19 protein-coding genes and 1 pseudogene are annotated in these 21,303 nt (G+C 44.1%); 4 read left to right on the forward strand and 16 right to left on the reverse strand.

Translation table 11 applies throughout. The features are described 5' to 3' along the window. Positions 1-37 precede the first annotated feature (37 nt). A complete protein-coding gene (locus C8N29_RS04435) occupies positions 38-1,102 on the forward strand; it encodes an NAD(P)H-dependent flavin oxidoreductase (protein WP_107864837.1) in 1,065 nt (354 codons plus the stop codon). Positions 1,103-1,153: 51 nt separating this feature from the next. On the opposite strand, the pseudogene C8N29_RS04440 reads toward C8N29_RS04435, so the two are convergent. The 10 genes and pseudogenes from C8N29_RS04440 to C8N29_RS04485 form a co-directional block, all read right to left on the reverse strand. Continuing rightward, positions 1,154-1,735: pseudogene (locus tag C8N29_RS04440) on the reverse strand (septal ring lytic transglycosylase RlpA family protein); the annotation flags it as partial. A gap of 683 nt (positions 1,736-2,418) precedes the next feature. Next, positions 2,419-2,973 (reverse strand): YbhB/YbcL family Raf kinase inhibitor-like protein, encoded by a 555-nt coding sequence (locus tag C8N29_RS04445; RefSeq protein ID WP_107864838.1) that lies wholly within the window; start codon positions 2,971-2,973, stop codon positions 2,419-2,421. Positions 2,974-3,129: 156 nt separating this feature from the next. Continuing rightward, a complete protein-coding gene (gene mltB, locus C8N29_RS04450) occupies positions 3,130-4,203 on the reverse strand; it encodes a lytic murein transglycosylase B (RefSeq protein WP_107864839.1) in 1,074 nt (357 codons plus the stop codon). An 8-nt stretch (positions 4,204-4,211) separates the two neighbouring features. Continuing rightward, positions 4,212-5,357, reverse strand: coding sequence for a rod shape-determining protein RodA (rodA, locus tag C8N29_RS04455; protein WP_107864840.1), 1,146 nt, complete (start codon positions 5,355-5,357; stop codon positions 4,212-4,214). After that, positions 5,354-7,273, reverse strand: a complete 1,920-nt coding sequence (mrdA, locus tag C8N29_RS04460; protein ID WP_107864841.1) for a penicillin-binding protein 2 — start codon at positions 7,271-7,273, stop codon at positions 5,354-5,356. Before mrdA ends, rodA begins: the two co-directional genes overlap by 4 nt. A gap of 171 nt (positions 7,274-7,444) precedes the next feature. After that, positions 7,445-7,912, reverse strand: a complete 468-nt coding sequence (gene rlmH, locus C8N29_RS04465; protein WP_107864842.1) for a 23S rRNA (pseudouridine(1915)-N(3))-methyltransferase RlmH — start codon at positions 7,910-7,912, stop codon at positions 7,445-7,447. Continuing rightward, positions 7,909-8,265, reverse strand: coding sequence for a ribosome silencing factor (rsfS, locus tag C8N29_RS04470; protein WP_107864843.1), 357 nt, complete (start codon positions 8,263-8,265; stop codon positions 7,909-7,911). The genes rlmH and rsfS overlap by 4 nt, the downstream gene beginning before the upstream one ends. Next, positions 8,255-8,914: a nicotinate-nucleotide adenylyltransferase gene (nadD, locus tag C8N29_RS04475; RefSeq protein ID WP_107864844.1), complete on the reverse strand. Its 660-nt coding sequence runs from the start codon at positions 8,912-8,914 to the stop codon at positions 8,255-8,257. Before nadD ends, rsfS begins: the two co-directional genes overlap by 11 nt. Further along, entirely contained in the window at positions 8,914-10,167 is a 1,254-nt protein-coding gene (locus C8N29_RS04480; RefSeq protein ID WP_107864965.1) for a glutamate-5-semialdehyde dehydrogenase, read from the reverse strand. Before C8N29_RS04480 ends, nadD begins: the two co-directional genes overlap by 1 nt. Before the next feature lie 159 nt (positions 10,168-10,326). Beyond that, entirely contained in the window at positions 10,327-11,607 is a 1,281-nt protein-coding gene (locus tag C8N29_RS04485; protein ID WP_107864845.1) for an alpha/beta fold hydrolase, read from the reverse strand. Positions 11,608-11,928: 321 nt separating this feature from the next. Here C8N29_RS04485 and cysC point away from each other — a divergent pair, with 321 nt between their 5' ends. Further along, positions 11,929-12,534 (forward strand): adenylyl-sulfate kinase, encoded by a 606-nt coding sequence (gene cysC, locus C8N29_RS04490; RefSeq protein ID WP_107864846.1) that lies wholly within the window; start codon positions 11,929-11,931, stop codon positions 12,532-12,534. Here cysC and C8N29_RS04495 read toward each other — a convergent pair. The 5 genes from C8N29_RS04495 to leuS all read right to left on the reverse strand — a co-directional run bounded on the left by C8N29_RS04495 (position 12,531) and on the right by leuS (position 18,018). Beyond that, a complete protein-coding gene (locus tag C8N29_RS04495) occupies positions 12,531-13,370 on the reverse strand; it encodes a class I SAM-dependent methyltransferase (RefSeq protein WP_107864847.1) in 840 nt (279 codons plus the stop codon). The two genes, cysC and C8N29_RS04495, sit on opposite strands and share 4 nt — an antisense overlap. A gap of 61 nt (positions 13,371-13,431) precedes the next feature. Beyond that, positions 13,432-13,701 carry a hypothetical protein gene (locus C8N29_RS04500; protein ID WP_107864848.1) on the reverse strand — a complete coding sequence of 90 codons (270 nt, stop codon included), beginning with the start codon at positions 13,699-13,701 and terminating at the stop codon, positions 13,432-13,434. Next, positions 13,685-14,704, reverse strand: coding sequence for a DNA polymerase III subunit delta (gene holA, locus C8N29_RS04505; protein WP_107864849.1), 1,020 nt, complete (start codon positions 14,702-14,704; stop codon positions 13,685-13,687). The genes C8N29_RS04500 and holA overlap by 17 nt, the downstream gene beginning before the upstream one ends. Then, the gene (locus C8N29_RS04510) at positions 14,701-15,195 is read right to left on the reverse strand and encodes an LPS-assembly lipoprotein LptE (protein ID WP_170106888.1); all 495 of its coding nucleotides are present in this window, start codon (positions 15,193-15,195) and stop codon (positions 14,701-14,703) included. The genes holA and C8N29_RS04510 overlap by 4 nt, the downstream gene beginning before the upstream one ends. Before the next feature lie 213 nt (positions 15,196-15,408). Further along, positions 15,409-18,018 (reverse strand): leucine--tRNA ligase, encoded by a 2,610-nt coding sequence (gene leuS / locus C8N29_RS04515; protein WP_107864966.1) that lies wholly within the window; start codon positions 18,016-18,018, stop codon positions 15,409-15,411. 195 nt (positions 18,019-18,213) lie between these two features. Between leuS and C8N29_RS04520 the strand changes: the two genes are divergently transcribed. Then, on the forward strand, positions 18,214-18,927 hold the full coding sequence (locus tag C8N29_RS04520) for a YdcF family protein (protein WP_107864851.1): 714 nt from the start codon (positions 18,214-18,216) through the stop codon (positions 18,925-18,927). A 32-nt stretch (positions 18,928-18,959) separates the two neighbouring features. On the opposite strand, the gene C8N29_RS04525 is transcribed toward C8N29_RS04520, so the two are convergent. Beyond that, complete coding sequence (locus tag C8N29_RS04525) at positions 18,960-19,871, reverse strand: TIGR01777 family oxidoreductase (protein ID WP_107864852.1); 912 nt, start codon at positions 19,869-19,871, stop codon at positions 18,960-18,962. Between the two features lie 204 nt (positions 19,872-20,075). Between C8N29_RS04525 and zigA the strand changes: the two genes are divergently transcribed. After that, the gene (gene zigA, locus C8N29_RS04530; RefSeq protein ID WP_107864853.1) at positions 20,076-21,263 is read left to right on the forward strand and encodes a zinc metallochaperone GTPase ZigA; all 1,188 of its coding nucleotides are present in this window, start codon (positions 20,076-20,078) and stop codon (positions 21,261-21,263) included. The last annotated feature ends 40 nt before the right edge of the window (positions 21,264-21,303 follow it).

The raw sequence follows: 21,303 nt of genomic DNA on the forward strand, positions 1-21,303 counted from the left end.
GTGCACAATTTTGCCGATTTAGCTTGAGGTTCATACCATGCGTACAGCCATTACCCAGCTTTTCGATATTGACTATCCTGTCATTTTGCCTGGTATGAGTTGGATTTCTACCCCTGAGTTAGTCGCAGCGGTCAGCAATGCGGGCGGCTTGGGCATTTTGGCCTTAGGCCCTTTGAATCCTCAACAAACACGAGAGTCTATACAACGTGTGCGTGAACTAACCGATAAACCTTTTGGGGTGAACTGTGCCTTAATTATGCCAGGGGCTAAGGAAAACGCAGAGATTGCCTTAGAGCTAAAAGTGCCTGTCATCAATTTTTCGTTAGGGAAGGGTGATTGGTTAATTGAGCGTTGCCATGCCTATGGTGGTAAAGTGATTGCCACTGTCACGACGGCAAAACACGCGCTAGCGGCACAGCAACAAGGTGTAGATGCAGTGATGACGACAGGTCACGAAGCGGCGGCACACGGTGGCGAAGTAACATCCTTAGTATTAGTGCCTACGATTGTTGATGTGTTAGATATTCCTGTGATTGCTTGTGGGGGTTTTGCTGACCATCGGGGGTTATTGGCTGCTTTAACCTTAGGAGCGCAAGGTGTGGCAATGGGGTCACGTTTTGCAACAGTCAAAGAAAGTCCTTTGCATGAAAATATTAAACAACAGGTGATTGCCAAAGACCAGCACGACACCATTTACTCGCCCCATTTTGATGGTTTACCTGCCCGCTATATGAAAACGCCGACCGCTGAAAAGCTAACACGTAAGCCAATGAATTTTTTTCTTGCCGCATGGCAGGCGCTATTTGCTGCACTGAGCTTAAAAGTCCCACTGTGGAAGGTCTTTGCAGGTCTCTTGGTAGAACCGCAAAAAATCCGTTTATTAGCAAATTTTGGTGCAGCAACTCCACGATTAAAAGCAGCGACTGAGCAGGGGGATTTAGAGCGGGGCATGCAGTTTATTGGCCAGTCACAAGGCTTAATTAACGATGTTTGTACTGCTGAGGAAATGATGCAACGTTTGGTCAAACCGTTAGGCTCAACATGGCAGCAGGTAGCACAACAGCTAGAACAGAGCGCGGTAGCCTTACAAAAAGCGAGCTAAAAGGCACGGAATTAAAAAGGCATCTAAAAGATGCCTTTTTTGTTTGATTGTTTAGCGGCGAATGATGATGGGATTAACTGCCGCCACTTGTAATAAATAGCTGCGTGCTTTTTCGGCACTCTCGGCATCAGCAAAGGGACCAATTTGTACTTTATGAATACGTTTAGGTTGGGTGACATCGCTAATTTCGATGGGAAGTGGCACGATTGACGACAATTTACTTTGTAAACTTAAGGCATTATCGACTGTGCCAAAGGCACCAACTTGTACAAAAAATTGTTCATTCGTCGTTGCGGAAGTGGCATTGTTATCTACTGTAGCAATCGCACGATTTTTATCGCTGGTATCAATGACCTCAATACTAATCTTGGCTGTGCCTTTATCAAGCATATCTAATTTGGCAGCCGCCGCCCAAGATACATCCATCACACGACTACCATGAAAAGGGCCTCGGTCATTGACTTTCAGGACAACACTTTTACCATTTTCTTGATTAGTGACACGGACATAACAAGGGATAGGCAGGTTTTTGTGTGCAGCAGTCATTTTGTACATGTCAAAGCGTTCACCGCTAGAGGTACGTTGGCCATGAAATTTCTTACCATACCAAGACGCTAAACCCACTTGCTTGAATCTTTTGGCTTTGGCCATGACCGTATAGCTTTCGCCAAGCACACGATAGGGACTGACATTACCGTATTTACTTAATGGTTCATCCATCGGAACAGCATCAGGGATTTGAGCTAATTGCTCTGCTGTCAAGGGATTATCTGGCGCACTATCCACGGTGGGACGTTCGCTAAAGTGATTATCAATCGCAGGTGTACTCGACAACAACGATTCTGTTTCTACTGCTGTGTTACTAGCCATAGCAGTGTGAGATATGCATGCAGCAAGCAAAACGCTTAAAAAAGCAGAAGTGCGCGTACGTACATTTAATTTGTTAGATGTCATCGGTATTACTCCTAGACATTACGCAGAACTTGTATTGTATCCTTCGTGCGGAGGTTTTTTTTAACGCAAACTAAGCTCTCTGTTGGCTTAAAACAGGCGTTAAATACATACAAGCCCTAACAAGTTAACGACATTACCCAAGGAAATTTTTATTATTGATTGGGCGGCGATGACCGAATGCTAACTGTTTTTTGAGCAGTTGTCACATATTTCTGACGACGAACAAGGGGTTTTAATGCTTAAAACATGCCAAAAGTGCAAGAAAATGTTTCAAAGAGAGCTTTTTTAGCTTAAAAACTCAGCAATTGAATGATGGCGATGACAAACAATTGCTGGCTTTTATCAAAACGAGAGTCCTCAGTTTAACGACCATAAGTAGCGGTAAAGCTGGCTTTTGCAATGCGGTGTGCATTCAGCATAAAACCAATATGGGCGGCACTGGCTTCGGAGGGTAATTCGAGTTTTTCTACGTTAAGTGCATGAATTGTAAAGATATAACGATGGGGCTTATCGCCTACAGGTGGACAAGCGCCTAAGAAGCTATGACTACTGGCATCGGTGCGTCCTTGAATAGCACCCGTCGGTAGTGTGGTACTGTTTTCTGTGCCTGCACCTTCAGGGAGTTGTGAACTTTCTTTAGGAATATTGTAAACCACCCAATGCCACCAACCCGAACCAGTCGGTGCATCGGGGTCATAGACCGTAATTGCATAACTTTTGCTCGTTTTTGGCGCGTTTTGCCACATGAGGGCAGGGGAAATATTCTCGCCTGTGCAACCAAAACTGTTAGCCACTTGTTTTAGGCTCAGTTTATTGGCCTTAATAGAAGGGCTGCTCAGAGAAAAGTTAGCACTGATAGCGTGACCACTGATGAGTGTACTCGCCAATATGCCATAGCTGAGTAGTTGTTTTAACATTAAGATATCTCCTTAAAATGAATATAGTCTATGTTTGCTTATCTGTTAATTAATAGCGATAAGACAAAGCTCTGTTTGCGTTAACCTAAGTAGCTTCATATCACTGTGAATAGTCAATCTCAAACGGTAGTCAATAAGGCAATCACCAGATGACCCTCATAGTGATGGCGGATTTGTACTGGGGCTTATCGGCTCATTGACGGGCGTATGACTTAAATTAAACGCATCTGTCCCAATTTTGAATTGATTACGCACTTCTTTAATGGATTCACTTAACTGAAAAACAGCCATCGCATACAGCAAACTACGGTTGTAACGGGTAATCACATAAAAATTGTCAAAGGCTAACCAAAATTCAGCGCCATTATCGCCCTGTAAACGAATGGCATTCACCGCCAAATCTGACGCTTTGACTGTATCGCGGGGGACTAAACCTAAGGCACTTAAAGCATTGAGTGTAGAAACGGCTTTTAGGTCTTTGTTATTGGGCGCATCGTCATAATTATCAGCGATAATTTTAGCACGACTCACGACAGGTAGGCCTGTTTGCCAGCCATTCGCCTTAAAGTAGTTGGCTACAGAGCCAATCGCATCGATGGGGTTGTTTAATAAATCTATTTTACCATCTGCATCAAAGTCAACGGCTAAATTGCGCCAGCTAGAAGGCATAAACTGGCCAAAGCCCATTGCGCCTGCATAAGAGCCGTAAGTTTCTAAGGGATTTAGATTTTGTTCTTTAGCCAGTTGTAAAAATGTGCGTAACTCTTTACGAAAAAAAGGTGCGCGCGGAGGATAGTCAAAAGCCAAGCTAGTTAAGGCATCAAGTACTTTGAAGTTGCCCTTATTCGCGCCGTATTTGGTTTCTACGCCAATAATAGCGACAATAATTTCGGGGGGTACGCCGTATTGTTCGCTCGCCAAATTCAGGGCTTTATTGTAGCGTTGCCAAAACTCAACACCATTATTAATACGCTCAGCACTTAAAAATTGATTTTTATAGTCTTTCCATTCTTTGGTTTTTTCAGCAGGACGTGCAATCGCGTCCAGTGCCTTATTTTGTCGTTTGACCATCGAAAATAAGGCCGTTAATTCCCCTTCAGGGTAAATACCTTCACGTTCCATGCTGCTAATTAAGGCTTGTAATTCTTCATAATTATCAAAATCGCCTGCGGTTGCCATTTGTAATGGACAACTTAATACAGCAAGTAGACATAACAGCGTCGTACGCATAACTGTTCCTAGAGCATTAATTGTTTGTGAGTATGAATGGCCATTAACAAACCAAAACCCGACATTAAGGTAATCATGGCTGTGCCACCATAACTAATAAACGGTAAAGGTACCCCGACGACAGGCAATATACCACTGACCATCCCCGCGTTAACAAAGACATAGACAAAAAAAGACAAGGTAATTGCACCTGCAAGGAGTCGGCTATAACTATCATGTGCCGTCGCGGCAATATATAAGCAGCGCATAATAATCGCACTATACAGTACGAGTAATAAAATAATGCCCACTAAGCCCCGCTCTTCGGAGTATGTGGCGATAATAAAGTCGGTATGACCTTCAGGTAAAAACTCTAAATGGGCTTGTGTCCCGTGTAGCCAGCCTTTGCCCCACAGGCCACCAGAGCCGATAGCGGTTTTAGATTGAATAATATTCCACCCTGTGCCCAAGGGGTCGGCCTCTGGATTAATGAGGGTCAAAATGCGTTGTCGTTGATAGTCATGCAAAAAATGCCATGCGAGCGGAGCAATCGCGGCAAAACCAACCACTGCCATACCCATAAACCACCAAGGCAAACCTGCCAAAAACAACACAAATAAGCCACTCGCGGCGACTAATAAAGCTGTCCCTAAGTCTGGCTGACGGGCAATTAAACCGGCAGGTACTGCAATAATCACTAAGGCTAACATAATCCGTTTGAACGAGGGCGGTAAGGGGCGGCTGGCTAAAAACCATGCCATCATCATTGGCATCGCTAATTTCATAAATTCAGACGGTTGAAAACGGGTGACATGTGGAATAGTCAACCAACGGCGTGCACCCATGGCAACCGTACCAAATAAGGCAACGGCAATTAATAACGCCAACACGGCAATATATAGCCACGGTGAGATGGTTTGATAAATACGCGGTGGAATTTGAGCTAAAAAGAATAACACGCTCAAACCGAGCATAAAGCTAAAACATTGTTTGGCGACCAAGTCCATATCCATCGCGGAGGCACTAAATAACTGAATCAACCCCAATAAATTAACCGCGATTAACAACAATAAAAGCGGCAAGTCGAGGTGTAAACGTAACCACCATGAACGTTGATATTGCGTGGGATGATAGGGCGCTTGCCGTAAAAATTGATATTGTTGTTTGCGACTCATTCATCACCTGTGGGTGCAGTCGTGTCTGTGCTGCGCTGAGCAGGCGACGACGTGGTGGGAGTAGGAGTATGATTCATTTGATGGATAACGTAGTCAAAAACCGCTTTAGCAATAGGGCCTGCGGCACTGTTACCGTGTTTGCCATTTTCTACCAAGACAGCAACGGCCACTTGAGGATTGATAACGGGCGCAAAACCAACAAACCACGCATGGTCCCAATGACGTTCATCCAGTGCTTTTTCATTATAGCGTTCACCTTGTTTAATCCCTTTTACTTGTGCGGTGCCAGTTTTACCTGCAATTTCATAGCCTGTTAAGTCTCGACGTAAATTACCTGCGGTGCCTCTACCATGTACCACATCACGCATGGCAGCATGCATCAAGTCCCAATGTATCGGGTCGCCAGAAAATTGGACTTGACCGTCGGGTTGATTGAGTGTGGATGACGCAGGCGCATTATTGTCAGCTTTTAACAAGTGAGGTCTAATATGTTGGCCTTTGTTGGCGGTAATGGCGGTAGCCATCGCTAATTGTAAGGGGGTAGCGGTAAAGTAACCCTGACCGATGCCAACCGATAACATTTCACCTGCATACCACGGGGCTTTGAGCGCTTTACGTTTCCATGCAACGGAAGGCAGTGTGCCACTTTTTTCGCCAACTAAATCGACCCCTGTGGGTTGACCAAAACCAAATTGCTGCATCCAATCGTGAAAACGGTCAACGCCCATCCGACTAGATAACTGATAAAAATAGGTGTCACAAGAAATTTCCACGGCACGATGAAGGTTAACAATACCATGCCCTGTTTTTTTCCAATCACGAAACAGATGGCTATCACCAGGTAAATGGTAAAAGCCAGGGTCACGAATTTTATAATCCCAATCCACTAATCCGTAATGAATGCCGCCTAGGCCTTCGAAGGGTTTAATGGTGGAGCCTGGTGGATAAATACCTTGTAAAGCGCGGTTATATAAGGGCTTATCGGGATGGTCGCGCCAAAACGTATAAAGGCTTTTGGGTACGCCATTAACAAAAGGATTAGGGTCAAAACTCGGGTTGCTGACAAAGGCTAGGATACCGCCTGTGCTGGGTTCAATGGCCACAACAGCCCCGCGACGGCCTGCGAGTTGCTCGTGAATTAACTTTTGTAAACCATAATCTAAATGCAGTGTTAAATCGTGACCGCGTGTAGGGGGCGTACGGTCAAGTAAACGTAAGATTTGACCGTGTGCATTGGCTTCAATGTGTTGATAACCCGGTCTACCTTGCAATAAATCTTCGTAGTATTTCTCTAAGCCCGTTTTCCCAATTAAATCTGTACCTGCATAGATGCGTTCATCAATGGTGTTGGCTTCTTTTTCGGATATACGGCCAACATAACCTAAAACATGGGCAAATAACTCACCATAAGGATAATAACGCGCTAACTTCGCCTCAATATCAACGCCTGTAAATTGAAAACGGACTTCGGCAAAACGGGCGATATCGGCTTCATTGAGGTTTAATTTCAGGGCAATAGACTCGTAACGGTGTGCGGCCTTTAGCCGTTGCCGAAAACGCAGAATGTCTTCATCGGTTAGCTGAAAAATGGGACGTATGCGTGTCAAGGTGTCTTCAATATCTTTTATTTCTTGACGATTGATAACAGCAGTAAACACAGGACGATTATCGGCCAATAAAATACCGTTACGGTCATAAATATAGCCTCGCGGCGGGGCAATGGCTTGCAGTTTTACCCGATTACTTTCGGCCAGTGTGCTATAGGTTGTGTATTCAAAAATTTGTAAATACCCATAACGGACAATCAAGCCCATAAAGGCAAGGCTAACGATGAGGCCAGCAATGATGACACGGTGCTTAAAAATGCGCTGTTCACGTTCGTGGTCTTTTAACGGGGTCAGTGAAGGACGTGACATAGACGGCCTTTGTAATGAGTCAGACGTTGGATTGCTAAGTTACTGTATTTTGAGGTACTTGTTAAAGTCTAATCTGTATTTTTTGTGCTACTTCGGAGGGAGTCCATAGATTTTGTAGAGACTTAAAACAAAATCGCTATCTATTTGACATTGATATGGACTGTCTATTGCTTAACGATGATACGGATGCCCCTTGAGTAATGTCCACGCTCTATAAAGCTGCTCGGCAACAATGACCCGTACCAACGGATGAGGCAGTGTCAGAGGGGACAACGACCATAAGCTATCCGCCCGTTTAAGAACGGCACTGCTTAGGCCATCAGGGCCACCCACCAGTAAACAGACATGTTGGCCGCTTTGTAGCCAATTATCCATCTGTTGACTGAGTTGAGGTGTGGAGTATTCTTTACCGCCTACTTCAAGGGCAATCACGCGTTCATTAGGATGGATAGCAGCAAGTAGGGCGTCACCTTCTTGCTGTTTCATTTTATCAACTTCGCTATTTTTACTGCGTTTGGCCGCAGGAATTTCAACCAGCTCTAGACGTACATCATCTGTGAGTCGTTTGGCATAATCTACATAGGCGGTTGTAACCCAGTCGGGCATTTTTTGCCCGACGGCAAGCAGGCGAATTTTCATCCTTGGTGTGCGGCGGCATCAGGCGTTGTCCACAAACGCTCTAAATCATAGAATTTGCGCGTGGCGGGCAGCATCACGTGGACAATCACGCCTGCTAAATCAATTAACACCCATTCCGCATCGCGTTCGCCTTCGACCCCAAGTGGTCTGAAGCCAGCATCTTTGGCTTTTTCTACGACATTGTCTGCCAAGGCTTTGACATGACGCGAGGATGTGCCACTGGCAATGACCATAAAGTCGGCTATGCCCGTCAGTGAGCGCACATCTAAAGATAAAACATTTTGTGCTTTGATATCAGCAAGGGCATCTAATACGACAGCGGCTATTTGCTCAGAAACAGAATCAACTTTCATGCGTGTGTGTAGCTCCGTAGAGTTGATGAGAATAAATATAATCTAAAACAGCTGAGTTTAGGCCAGTTATCTGCGCAGCCGAAGTAGCAAGTTGTTGGCGAATAGCCGTACTACTGAGCGCATAAAGCGGTGTTTGGGCAAAAAAAACTAAGCCATTGGCCGAATATCGTAACATTTTTTGTTGCTGACAGCGACGACTATTCAACCACTGCTGAAGGTCTTCACTAAAATCTGCGCGGTAAGTGGGACGTGTCATCACAATCAAATGACCATAGTCGGTCAGCTCTTGCCAACGATACCAATGTGGCAGTTGTAAAAAACTATCCATGCCCATCACAAACGCTAAGGCTTGTTGCTGACCATAACGCTGACGTAGTGCCTCTAAACTATAAATAGTATAAGACGGTGCGTTTTGTTGGAGTTCTAAGGTTTCAATCTGTAGACTGGGTTGTGCCGCAATCGCAAGCTGTAACATCGCTAAACGGTGATGTGCAGCCGTACTTTGTGCTTTTAACGGAGACACAAAGGCGGGCATGAGATAAAACTCTGCGCCATCGAGTTGCTGTTGTAACGCCAGTGCGGTGGCGATATGACCCTGATGCACAGGGTCAAATGAACCACCCATAAATGCAAGTAAAGAAGGCTGCATTACTGACGAATATGTCCGTCACCTAAGACAATCCATTTTTGCGACGTGAGACCTTCTAAACCTACAGGCCCGCGCGCATGGATTTTATCGGTAGAAATGCCAATTTCTGCCCCTAAGCCATATTCAAAACCATCGGCAAAACGTGTGGAAGCATTCACCATCACCGAACTAGAGTCAACTTCAGCTAAAAAGCGACGTGCTTTGCTGTAGTTTTCGGTAATAATCGCTTCGGTATGGTGTGAGCTATATTGGTTGATATGCTCAATAGCAGCGTCTAAATCGTCCACCACTTTAATGGCTAAAATTGGCGCTAAATACTCTTCGTACCAGTCTTGCTCGGTAGCAGCTTGGGCATCAATAATCGCGCGAGTACGTTCACAAGCGCGTAACTCTACCTGTTTACTGGCATATAACTCAGCTAGTTTAGGCAATACGTGTGCAGCAATCGGGGCATCAATTAATAAGGTTTCCATGGCATTACAGACACCGTAGCGATGTGTCTTGGCATTAAACGCAATGGTTAAAGCTTTGTGAATATCTGCTTCGCGTTCAATAAAAACGTGGCAATTACCGTCTAAATGTTTAATGACAGGCACACGTGCGTCACGGCTAATACGTTCGATTAAGCCTTTGCCACCACGTGGGACAATAACATCAACATAGTCGGGCATCGCAATCAGTTGACCAACGGCTGCGCGGTCAGTCGTATTGACTACTTGCACCACACTGGCAGGTAAGTTAGCGGCAATTAAACCTTGTTGAATACAGTCAGCAATCGCCTGATTGGAGTGAATAGCTTCTGAACCGCCGCGTAAAATGGTGGCATTGCCTGATTTGAGGCAGAGTGCAGCCGCTTCTAGGGTGACATTAGGGCGAGATTCATAAATGATACCAATCACCCCTAAAGGGACACGCATTTTGCCCACTTGAATACCAGAAGGACGATACGCTAAATCAGTCATCACACCAATTGGGTCAGTGAGGGCGATGACTTGCTCTAAACCTTCTAACATGCCGGCAAAACGACTGGGTGTTAATTCCAAACGGTCTAATAGGGCAGCATCTAAGCCATTCTGACGGCCATTTGCCATATCCTGTGCGTTAGCAGATAAGACTTTATCTTGATGTTGTTGTAATGCCTGATATATGGCTTGTAAGGCAGCATTTTTTTCGCGTGTATTGGCGCGGGCAATTGCGCGTGATGCGAGGCGTGCCGCTTGCCCTAATTCTTGCATGTAAATTTCAACGTTCATGAGACTGTAGCCCATCGCAGTAAGTCTATGACCATACGGGTCATAGCTTAAATAAAAAGAAAGTAGTCTTGCATTATCGCAGAAGAAGATGAAAGTGCAACCCGATGGCGCACTGTCGTCAAGGTTTTGCTGAGTGCTTCATCGAGTCAATCACACAGACTAGGCTTCAACAGGACGTTGACCTAATTGGGGCAATATATAACAGGCTTCGGGGTCATCGAGTAATTTTTTGAACTCTTCCGCCAAGAGTGCGCTGCCGTGTTTGAATAAGCAACGTAGCCAACCATCACCACGCTCAAAAATTAGAATCTCTAAACGCAATAAAGAGTCAGGTAGGCATAAGACCAAACCGCGTGCATATTCTTGAACAGTGAACACCACATCTTCTGAATGTAATAAACAGCCAAAAAAATTGATGTCCACGATTTTGACTGCTGCATCAATTTGCACGGAGCCATCTACATTAGAGAAGCCTAATACATAGGCTTCGGGTTTATATAAAGCATAACGTGGCTCGCCCCGACGTTCAATCGCTAAGCTATCGGCACGGCTCATTTTGCGAATGCCTGGTACTAAGCCGACATCTTCACCTTTCAGGTGAGCGCAGAACATGCCAACGGTGGCGTCACGGCGTTCGAGCTGAGGTAAGTGGTCAGCTTTTTCGATAATCGCAAACGTGGCATTAGGGCAGTTCGCAGCAAAAATTGCATTTTCGTAGGGCAAGGTAAAACTGTCATATTGACCAGTCGCCACCACTGTGGGGCAAGTAGGATAGCCCACGACTTCTTCCACAGACAATAAACGACGGGCGTTAATACGGTAGCGCTCTTGCTCATTTTCGGTGAAGTTTTTCATTTGCCGACGAAAGAGTCGACAAGCAACATCAGGAATGCCCGTTTCTTTGAGTTTGGCGTGATTGACTAAATATAAAACCACTGCCTCACCAAATTCGGTCATCCGTTGCGCATCTAAAACGCGTAAGGACTCTTCTAATAACATGCGCCATGATTTACGAGGTTTAGACAAGGTACCCGTCATAATTAAGCGGTCGGACATTTCAGGGTGTTTAAAGGCAAAGGTACTGGCGACTACCGACCCTAAAGACAAGCCCATTAACGATACTTTGGGAACATCTTCTTGTACAAGCCATTGATATAACATATCGGCCAAATCTTCTAAACCTAAGTCAGAAGCGAGTTGACTATTATTACCCAACGAGGGCAAGTCAACTAAAATGATAGGGACAATTTCTAATACTTCGTCCATAAAAAAACGGTACGAGGTGAAGTTTTGAAAAGCACCCCCTAAGACCACAATCGGGGCTTGCTGGCAATCTGCTGGGCCTTCAAAGGCTAAATAATGGATTTCCCATTTGCCTAGCATCGAAATTCTTGGATCTTTTTTGAGCGAATTTTTCTCATAAGGTTCAAAAATCAGCATGTATGCCTCATTATTGTTGTTTACAGCGTGTCAAGATAAATGACAGTCATTTATTTTAGTACTTAGCATCCGATAAGTATTGTGCGATGATTGCACGGCGAAATCTATCTACTCTGTCTGAATTTTTTATGTCAAAAGCCTAGAATAATGTTTTGCCTTCAAAAAAGCATTTTGCTAAAGTGCGCACCGCGAATCCTACAATGATTTAGACAATGTGGGTATAGTTGTACAGACTAATCTTGTGGTTGTTTGATAAAATATAGTCAAGTCGTCGATTTAGTATTCGATGGATGCAGTCTGAATTTAGCAGAGAGAAATTTAATGGCTTCAACAAATGTTGTTTGGCAAAATGCCACTATCACTCGTGAACAACGCGAACAGCGTAATGGTCATCGTGCAGTCACCTTGTGGTTTACGGGTTTATCGGGTTCAGGAAAATCCACTTTATCAAACGCAGTTGAAGCACGTTTATTTGAATTAGGCTGTAATACCTTTGTGTTTGATGGCGATAATATTCGTCACGGTTTATGTAAAGATTTAGGATTTTCGGATACTGACCGTACAGAAAACATTCGCCGTATTGGTGAAGTGGCTAAATTGGCGAATCAGTCAGGGGTCATTGCTTTAACTGCCTTCATTTCGCCTTTTCGTGCTGACCGTGATTTAGTGCGAAATACCATGCCTGAAGGTGATTTTATCGAAGTATACGTGAAGTGCGCTTTAGAAAAATGTGAAGAGCGTGATGTAAAAGGTTTGTACAAAAAGGCACGTGCTGGCTTAATTCCTGCATTTACAGGCATCTCTTCACCTTATGAAGAACCAACCCATGCCGAATTGACCGTAGACACGGGTGAAACTGACATCCATACCTGTGTTGAGCAAATTGTGAACTATTTATTGGCTAAACAAGTTATTAGCAAAGCCTAAACCTCTGCCCGCAATACCCACACCAATGCCCCGCCTTTCGTGGGGCGTTCATTTAACTCTATATCGGGGTTGAATACCGTCGTTTGCTGAAAGCCACACGCCTTAAAACATAAAGCGGCTTCATCTGTTTGTTCAAAGTGCATACTAAAGCTGCTGCGCGAGGATACTTTGAGCGTTTTGTTAGCAAATTGAATCCAGTGATAAAAACGGTGTTGTGTGACTTTGGGATAGACATCAGTCAAATAAAAACCCGCAGGGAAGGCTTTTAAGGCCTGCGCCAAGCGTGACCAAAATGGCATAATATCGTCGAGCTTAAAATAATTGACTAAGCCTTCGGTAATGACGACTAAAGGTTTATTGGGATTAAATTCGCGTTGTAATAAAGACTCTAAACTATCAGGATTATCCTGCACTAAAATATTACAGACACTGACTTTATGTGTTGGGTTAATGGCAGACAATTTATTTAATAATTGATGTTTTTGCTCGGCCATACCCTGTAAGTCTGCTTCTACATAATGAATGTAAGGATACTTTTTATTAATGCGCCAACCTCTGGGCGATAAACCACAGGCCAGTTCTAAGACTTGTAAATCGGGATGTTGATGAATAAGCTGTGTTAATTCTCGGTCTAGCAGTTGATGACGCTGTAATAGTGTTGTTTTGATATCGGAGCCAATCACCCCTTTAGCCAGCACTTCGATAGGCTTTAGCAGTTGATAGTAAGCAAAGCCTTGTTTGGTGGCAAAGGCTTGGTGTGATAAGCGATTTTTATACCAAACATAACCCGTATAATGTGCAGTAAAGGAAATACTAGAGGTGTCGTTATTCTTCATGGTGCTACTGTAGTCGTTAGTTTAAATTTTTGTGTCAGTCTAGCACCAAAGTGCCACACTGTTAATGTCTTTCCCGTTCTTGACGGGCTTGTTGCCATGCTTGTAAGCGGCGTAAACGAACAAAAAAGAAACGTAAATTGATAATGCCTGTACCTATCAGCAGGGCTTTTGCATAAGGGGTTTGTAGCCATATTGGCCAATTTGTTGCCCCTTGGCTAAATACTAAATATAAACCTAAACCTAAGGCTAAATTGCCTAAGGTATCCATAATTAAGTCGCGATAAACTAAACGTGATAATTGTTGAAATTCACTCTCAGATAATGGCTTCAAACAAACTTACTCCTGCTAATCCTAAACTTAATCGTAATAGTATATCCCAAGCATTTTCTAAACTTTGCCCTTTAATGGCTTTGTCTGCTTCTAAAAGGGTGTGATTGAGTGCTTGAAGGCGTTTAAGACTTAAGCGTTTGAGTGCTTTTTGTATTACTGCTTGTTGTTTAGACCAAACCCCGTGTTGTTGAAATAATTGATTAAGCCCTATACCTTGCTGTAAGCCTTCACTCAGCGCCAATAAGGTACGAATTTCTTTGTTTAATACCCACAATATTAAACTTTCAGCTTGACCTTCACCTTTGAGGCTAAAAAAGATTTTGGCTGTTTTGCTTGCATCCCCCATGAGGGCAGTGTTGGCTAAGTCAAAGAGTTCAAAACGTGCGTTATCACTGAGTGCATGTTGAAGATGTTCGCGGGTTAATAGTTCCTCACCATAAAGTAGACTGAGTTTAGTCAGTTCTTGATGTGCGGCTAACAAATTACCTTCGGTTTGTTGGCATAGTTCATCGAGGGCATCGGCCTGTAGTTGCAGTTTCAGTTGGCGACCACGTTGGTTTAGCCAGTCTTTGAATTGTTGGTCGGACAGTGGTGCACAAGAGACAGTCACGCCAAGCTCATCGCAGGCACTAAACCATTTGGACTTTTGTGTATTGCTATCGAGTTTAGGCAATACTAAAACCACCACATTGTCGTCAATGGGATGTTTGACATAGTCCTCAATGACTTTTGCCCCTGCGGCATCGGGCTTATTGCCATAAATTTCAATCAATTTTTTATCGGCAAATAAAGAAAGCGCATGGCTATCACTAAAAGCCATCGACCAATCGTGTTGTTTATCTATATCGTGGCGTTCTCGTTCGCTAAAGCCTTGTTGTTGTGCGGCTTGGCGGAGGGCAATCAGTGCTTCTTGCTGTAATAAGATTTCATCGCCGTGTAGCACATAGACCTGACGTAGCGGATGTTTGAGATGTTTAACTAAGCCCCAATAGTCGTATTTCATGGTGCGCGGGTATCAGTATTAAAAGCACGAAGTTGTTGCACAATTTGATGTGCCGCATCTTGATAAAGTTCGCGGATGAGCAGTTCTTCTTCGGCACCTTTACCGACAATCGCCGTTGTGTCGTATTGATAACTGCGACGTAGGAGTAACCGTTTAACGGGCAATACAGTTTTATTATCGATACTTTTGAGTTGATATTCGACTTGATAATATAAGGTGTATTCTGCTGCTTTAGCACGGCTGTCTGTGCTAGTTGTCTGTTTGTTTAGTTCTTCACTGACGATTTCGAGAGCATAATTGCCTTCATCAAGGTCTATCCCCGATTGAATGAGGGTATTACGTAATGGCATGGCAAGATTGCTACTGGTGTTCAGTCTTAATTGCAGTTGCTGTAGGGCAGGCGGAATATGATAACTGCCCCGTAGTTGATAACCGCAGGCCGTTAGGCTGAGGGCAATTAATATGCCAAGCACAGAATGACGAAGTTTCATTAACAACATACTCTATGGCTGTAGGATGAGTCGAGATACGAGACTCATCCATTTTTTTGGGTGGGTTTCCTTTGTCAACCCATCCTACAAAATCTATAACGATGAAATTCCCCTCTCACCTAAATAGCCTGTGTGCAGTGCAACCTAACACAGGATTTACCTGTATTTCGCTACGCGCCATACAGGCTACAAAATGCTCAAGAGGGGACTACACTACACCACAATATTGACTAACTTACCTTTCACCACAATCACTTTTTTCGGTGGAGTTTCTAAAAAGCGTTGGATTTCAGGTTTAGCCAAAGCCAGTTGCTCAACTGTGGCATTATCTGCATCAACAGCAACTTCGATTTTGCCGCGTAACTTGCCGTTGACTTGAATCATTAATTCAATGCTAGAACGTGTTAACGCATTTTGATCAACCATTGGCCATGCAGCATTGACAATATCGCTATGGCCTAATGATTGCCATAATTTTTCGGCAATATGCGGCACAATCGGCGACAAAATCAAAATAGCGGCTTCTAAGGCTTCACGCTCAACAGCTAAGGCTTGACCTTCTTTGGCATCTAATTTTTGCACACTGTTTAACAACTCCATAATCGCAGCAATGGCGGTGTTAAAGGTAAAACGGCGTGCGATGTCATCAGTGGTTTTGCCAATCGTTTCGTGGGTTTTACGGCGTAAATCACGGCTATTATTGTCTAAGTTGGCAACATCTAGGGCAGGGATAAAGCCTTTTTGTTGATGTAAATAGACACTGCGCCACAAACGTTTTAAGAAACGGTGCGCGCCTTCGACGCCAGCATCTGACCACTCTAAGGATTGATCGGGTGGTGAAGCAAACATCATAAACAAACGGGCAGTATCTGCCCCGTATTGGTCAATCAATGCTTGTGGATCAACACCATTGTTTTTAGATTTTGACATTTTTTCCATGCCGCCAATCAACACAGGCTGATTGTCAGTGGTCAAAATAGCGTTAATCGCACGACCTTTGTCATCTTTTTCTAAAGCAACATCAGCAGGATTAAACCAATCTTTTTTACCATCAGGCATTTCGCGATAATAGGTATCTGCTAACACCATGCCTTGGGTTAATAAACGTTTAAACGGCTCATCACCTTGTACCAAACCTTCATCACGCATTAACTTGTGAAAGAAGCGGGCATATAACAAGTGCAAAATTGCGTGTTCAATCCCACCAATATATTGGTCAACAGGCAACCATGTGTTTGCTGCTTGTGGGTCTACCATGCCTGTTTCGCATTGTGGTGACGCATAACGCGCATAATACCAACTCGATTCAACAAAGGTGTCCATGGTGTCAGTTTCGCGAGTGGCTGCACCACCACAGCTTGGACAAGTGGTTTGGTAAAACTCAGGTAAGCGTTTTAAGGGTGAAGCACCGCCATCAGGCACGACATCTTCGGGTAAAACCACAGGTAATTGATGATCTGGAACAGGCACATCACCACAGCTTGGGCAATGAATGATGGGAATTGGACAGCCCCAATAACGTTGACGAGAAATCCCCCAATCACGTAAGCGGAATTGAGTTTTGCGAGTGCCATGTTGTGTCGCTTCTAAATCGGCAACGATGGCATCAAAAGCGGCCGTAAAACTTAAACCGTCATACTTGCCATTATTGATGGAGCGAATGCTGTCATCTTTATTGGCATACCAATCTTGCCAAGTGTCAACGTTAAACTCTGCACCTGTTGTCGATTGATAGACTTGTTTAATGGTTAATTGATATTTATGGGCAAATTCAAAATCGCGTTCATCATGGGCAGGAACAGCCATGACTGCGCCTTCGCCATAGCCCCATAATACATAATTGGCAATCCATACTGGTAATTTGTCACCCGTTAATGGATGCGTGACATAAAAGCCCGTTGCAACGCCTTTTTTCTCCATCGTTGCCATGTCTGCTTCGGCCACAGAGCCTGCTTTACATTCGGCAATAAAGTCTTGTAACGCGGGATTTTTTTCAGCCGCTAAAGTTGCTAAAGGATGTTCAGCTGCCACTGCGACATAGGTTGCACCCATTAACGTGTCAGGGCGTGTCGAGTAAACTTTTAATTGACCTGCTTGACCAATGCTGTCTTGGTCATAATCAAAAATAATGTCTGCACCAAAGCTTTTGCCAATCCAGTTGCGTTGCATGGTTTTGACTTGTTCTGGCCAGCCGTCTAATTGGTCTAAATCGGTTAATAATTGGTCAGCATAGGCGGTGATTTTAAAGTAATACATGGGGATTTCGCGTTTTTCAACGACTGCACCCGAACGCCAGCCTTTGCCATCAATTACTTGTTCGTTGGCTAATACGGTATTGTCAACAGGGTCCCAGTTCACAATCCCTGATTTTTTATAAATAATGCCTTTTTGAAATAAACGCGTGAATAACCATTGTTCCCAGCGATAATAGTCTGGTTTACAAGTGGTTACTTCACGTTGCCAATCAATCGCCAAGCCCAAAGACTGTAATTGCTTTTTCATATAAGCAATGTTGCTGTATGTCCATGCGGCAGGTGGCACATTATTTTTCATCGCTGCATTTTCAGCAGGCAGACCAAAGGCATCCCAACCCATCGGTTGTAGCACGTTAAAACCTTGCATTTTTTTGAAGCGGGCTAATACATCGCCAATGGTATAGTTACGCACGTGTCCCATGTGTAGCTTACCTGATGGATAAGGAAACATGGATAAACAATAATATTTGGGTTTGTCGCTGTTATCATTGGCGGCAAAGGCGTTGTTGTCTGCCCATTGCGCTTGTACGGTGGGTTCGATGTCTTGGGGTAAATAATTTTCTTGCATGGCCGTTGCAATATCTGTTGTTTGTAAAAGTTCGATAGGATAACGCACCCGTCGCCTAACGCAAAGCTGAGACCACATCGCAAGATTAGGATAATCGTATTTTGTTTGTATTTTGGGCAATAAAATACCGTCTCGTGTCCTTAGGCTTGAGAATAGCGTATAACCGAGCTTGATACTTTGGCTTTGAGTAAGGGCATGAAGACCTTTTTTAGTTTTCCATTTTTATTGATGTATAGCCTGTTAGTGATGGGGCTATGTTGGCATTATGACTATAAAAAAACGGCCTACGGTATGTTATTGAGCCTCATATTAGGTATTTATTTGTTATGTACACCCTTGATGACGCGTATGTTGCAGGCCGTAACGGGCACATATCCGCCCTTAAATATCCTGTCAATTCCTAGCCAATATCAAGCACTGGTTATTTTGGGCGGGGGAATTTATCGGGGGGATGAACTCAATCAGCAAGTACAAGCGGGGGGCTACTCTTTGTCGCGTTTGCGTTATGGTGCGCATTTGGCGCGTGCCACGCAGCTCCCTGTTTTGTTGTCAGGCGTAGAAGCGCCTGCCTTAAACAATACCTTAATTCAAGACTTTGGTGTCATGACGCGTTGGCAAGAAGACAAAAGTCGCAATACCGATGAAAACGCCCGTTTTAGTGCCGCTTTGCTGCATAACATGGGGATTAAAGACATTATTTTGGTAACAGATAGTTGGCATATGGGGCGTGCTAAGTTAGCTTTTGAGCATTATGGTTTTAAGGTACTGCCTGCGCCGACCGATTTCCCGATGGGCTTTTTTGACCGCACACCTGCCATTTTACAGCCTAAAGCCGCTTTATTTATGATGAATTTATTTGGTTTAAGCGAATGTTTGGGGCAAATTAAATACCGTTTACAGTATCTGTAACAAGAAGACCTAAGCGAGCTTGGCAACAGACCCTATGCTGTCTGTTTGAGTTTTAATTCCTGTATCAACGCTTGTTTGAGATTAGGCGTTTTGAAATGAAAACCTGCATTCAATAATCGGCTAGGGAGTACGCGTTGGCTATCCAGTAAAATGGCTGACATTTCGCCCAACAGCAGTTTGAGTAGCGTGCTAGGCATGTGTAAAAATGCCTTGCGCCCCAAGAGTTCGGCTAAGGTTTGGGTAAAGTCGGCATTGGTGACGGGTTGAGGGGCGGTCAGATTAAATACTCCCTTAAGTGCAGGGTTATGCAATAAAAATAGCACTGCCGATAAAAAGTCACTCAAACTAATCCAAGATAACCATTGTTGGCCAGACCCCAAACGTCCGCCTAAAAATAGACTAAATACGGGCAGTAAACGTTTTAACATGCCGCCATGTCGACCTAAGACTACCCCTGTGCGGAGGATACAGACTCTAATGCCTAAACTTTCGGCACATAATGCGGCTTGCTCCCAGTCATGGCAGAGTTGATGCACATAATCTTCTTGATAAAAAGAGTCTTCATCGAGAATAGTTTCACCTTGATGGCCATACCAGCCTATAGCCGAGCCAGAAATAAAGGTATGTGGCACACGACGCACGCGCCGTAACCAATCCACCAGTTCCTCAGTCAGGTTAACTCGACTGGTTTGTAATTCTAATTTGCGCTGTGGTGTCCATGGTTTATCGGCAATACCTTCGCCTGCTAAATTAATAATCACATCAAATTCATCATCAATCGTCAGGTCGGCCAAGCGTTTGAGTGCGCGTACTTTACCCGTATAACGGGTAAAGACAGTTTGAGGTTGACGACTAATGAGAGTCAGTTGGTGATTTTCGGCTAATAAGAGAGGACAAAGGTGACTGCCTAAAAAGCCTGTACCGCCAGTGACTAAAATTCGCATGTTTGGTGTCTCCGTATCTGCATTTAGAAGCTGGCGTTTGTTTTCTGCCTGTCTGAGCTCATCAGTTGCGGTAGCGCGGCGCAGCAGCCAAAGTAACACAATTTTTTTTACTGTAGCAATATTTAACCTGTGCGCGGATTAGACAAACACTAGGCAAATATAATGTTATGTTATAACATAATATTTTTATCGAGGAGATGCGTCATGTTACCAGTGACCGTGTTATCGGGTTTTTTAGGTGCAGGTAAAACCACTGTATTGCAGCATATTTTGCATAATCGAGACGGCTTAAAAGTCGCTGTCATTGTCAATGACATGAGTGACATCAATATTGATGCGGCGTTGGTGGCGGGTGAGGTGCAATTGGATTATCAACAAGAGCAACTCGTTGAAATGTCGAATGGTTGTATCTGTTGTACCCTACGTGAGGACTTATTAAAAAATATTCACGCCCTTGCTGAGCAGAAAAAATTTGATTATTTATTGATTGAATCGACGGGGATTTCTGAGCCTTTGCCTGTGGCAGAAACTTTTAGCTTTGTCGATGAGCAAGGCAAATCCTTATCGGAAGTAGCACGTTTAGATACGATGGTCACGGTGGTCGATGCCTGTCATTTTTTGCAAGATTATCAACAAGCACAAAGTCTGCACACGGTACTTGCTGAGATTGATAAAGACGACGAACGGACAATTAGCGATTTGTTGATTGAGCAAATTGAATTTGCCGATGTGATTTTACTCAATAAAATCGATTTAATTGGTGAGGCACAACAACAGAATCTGACGCAAATTTTAGCGAGTTTGAATCCAAAAGCGCGGATTTATCCGATTCAGGAGGGAAAAATTGAACCACAGCTAATTTTGAATACCCACCTATTTACCCTAGAAAATGCACAACAGGCGGCGGGCTGGTTGCAGGTGATGCGCGGCCAAGAGCTACCCGAAAGCGAAGAGTATGGTATTCGTGCCGTGAATTACGTGGCAAGACAACCGTTTCATCCCCAACGTTTTTGGCAGTTTTTACATCAAGATTGGCAAACGGGACGTTTATTGCGTGCCAAAGGCTATTTTTGGTTAGCGTCCCGCCTAAAAATGGCAGGCGTGATGTCGCAAGCGGGCGGTGTATTACGACACGGTGCGGCAGGGTATTGGTGGGCGGCTGTACCTGAAGAAGAATGGCCTCAAGAGGCGGAGTATTTGGCAAATATTCAGCAAAAGTGGCATGATGAAGTAGGCGATTGTCGTCAGGAGTTGGTATTTATAGGCCAACATTTACCCGCAGAGCAGTTACGTCAGCAATTGGATGCCTGTTTATTAAGCCCTGAAGAGATGGCCTTGGGCTTTGAGGTTTGGGAACAGTGGCCAGACCCTTTTCCTGAATGGGTAGAATAAACCCTCTCCATACAGAAAACCCTAGTGATTGTATTGTCTG

The organism is Agitococcus lubricus (assembly GCF_003051055.1).
GTDB classification, from domain to species: Bacteria; Pseudomonadota; Gammaproteobacteria; order Pseudomonadales; family Moraxellaceae; genus Agitococcus; species Agitococcus lubricus.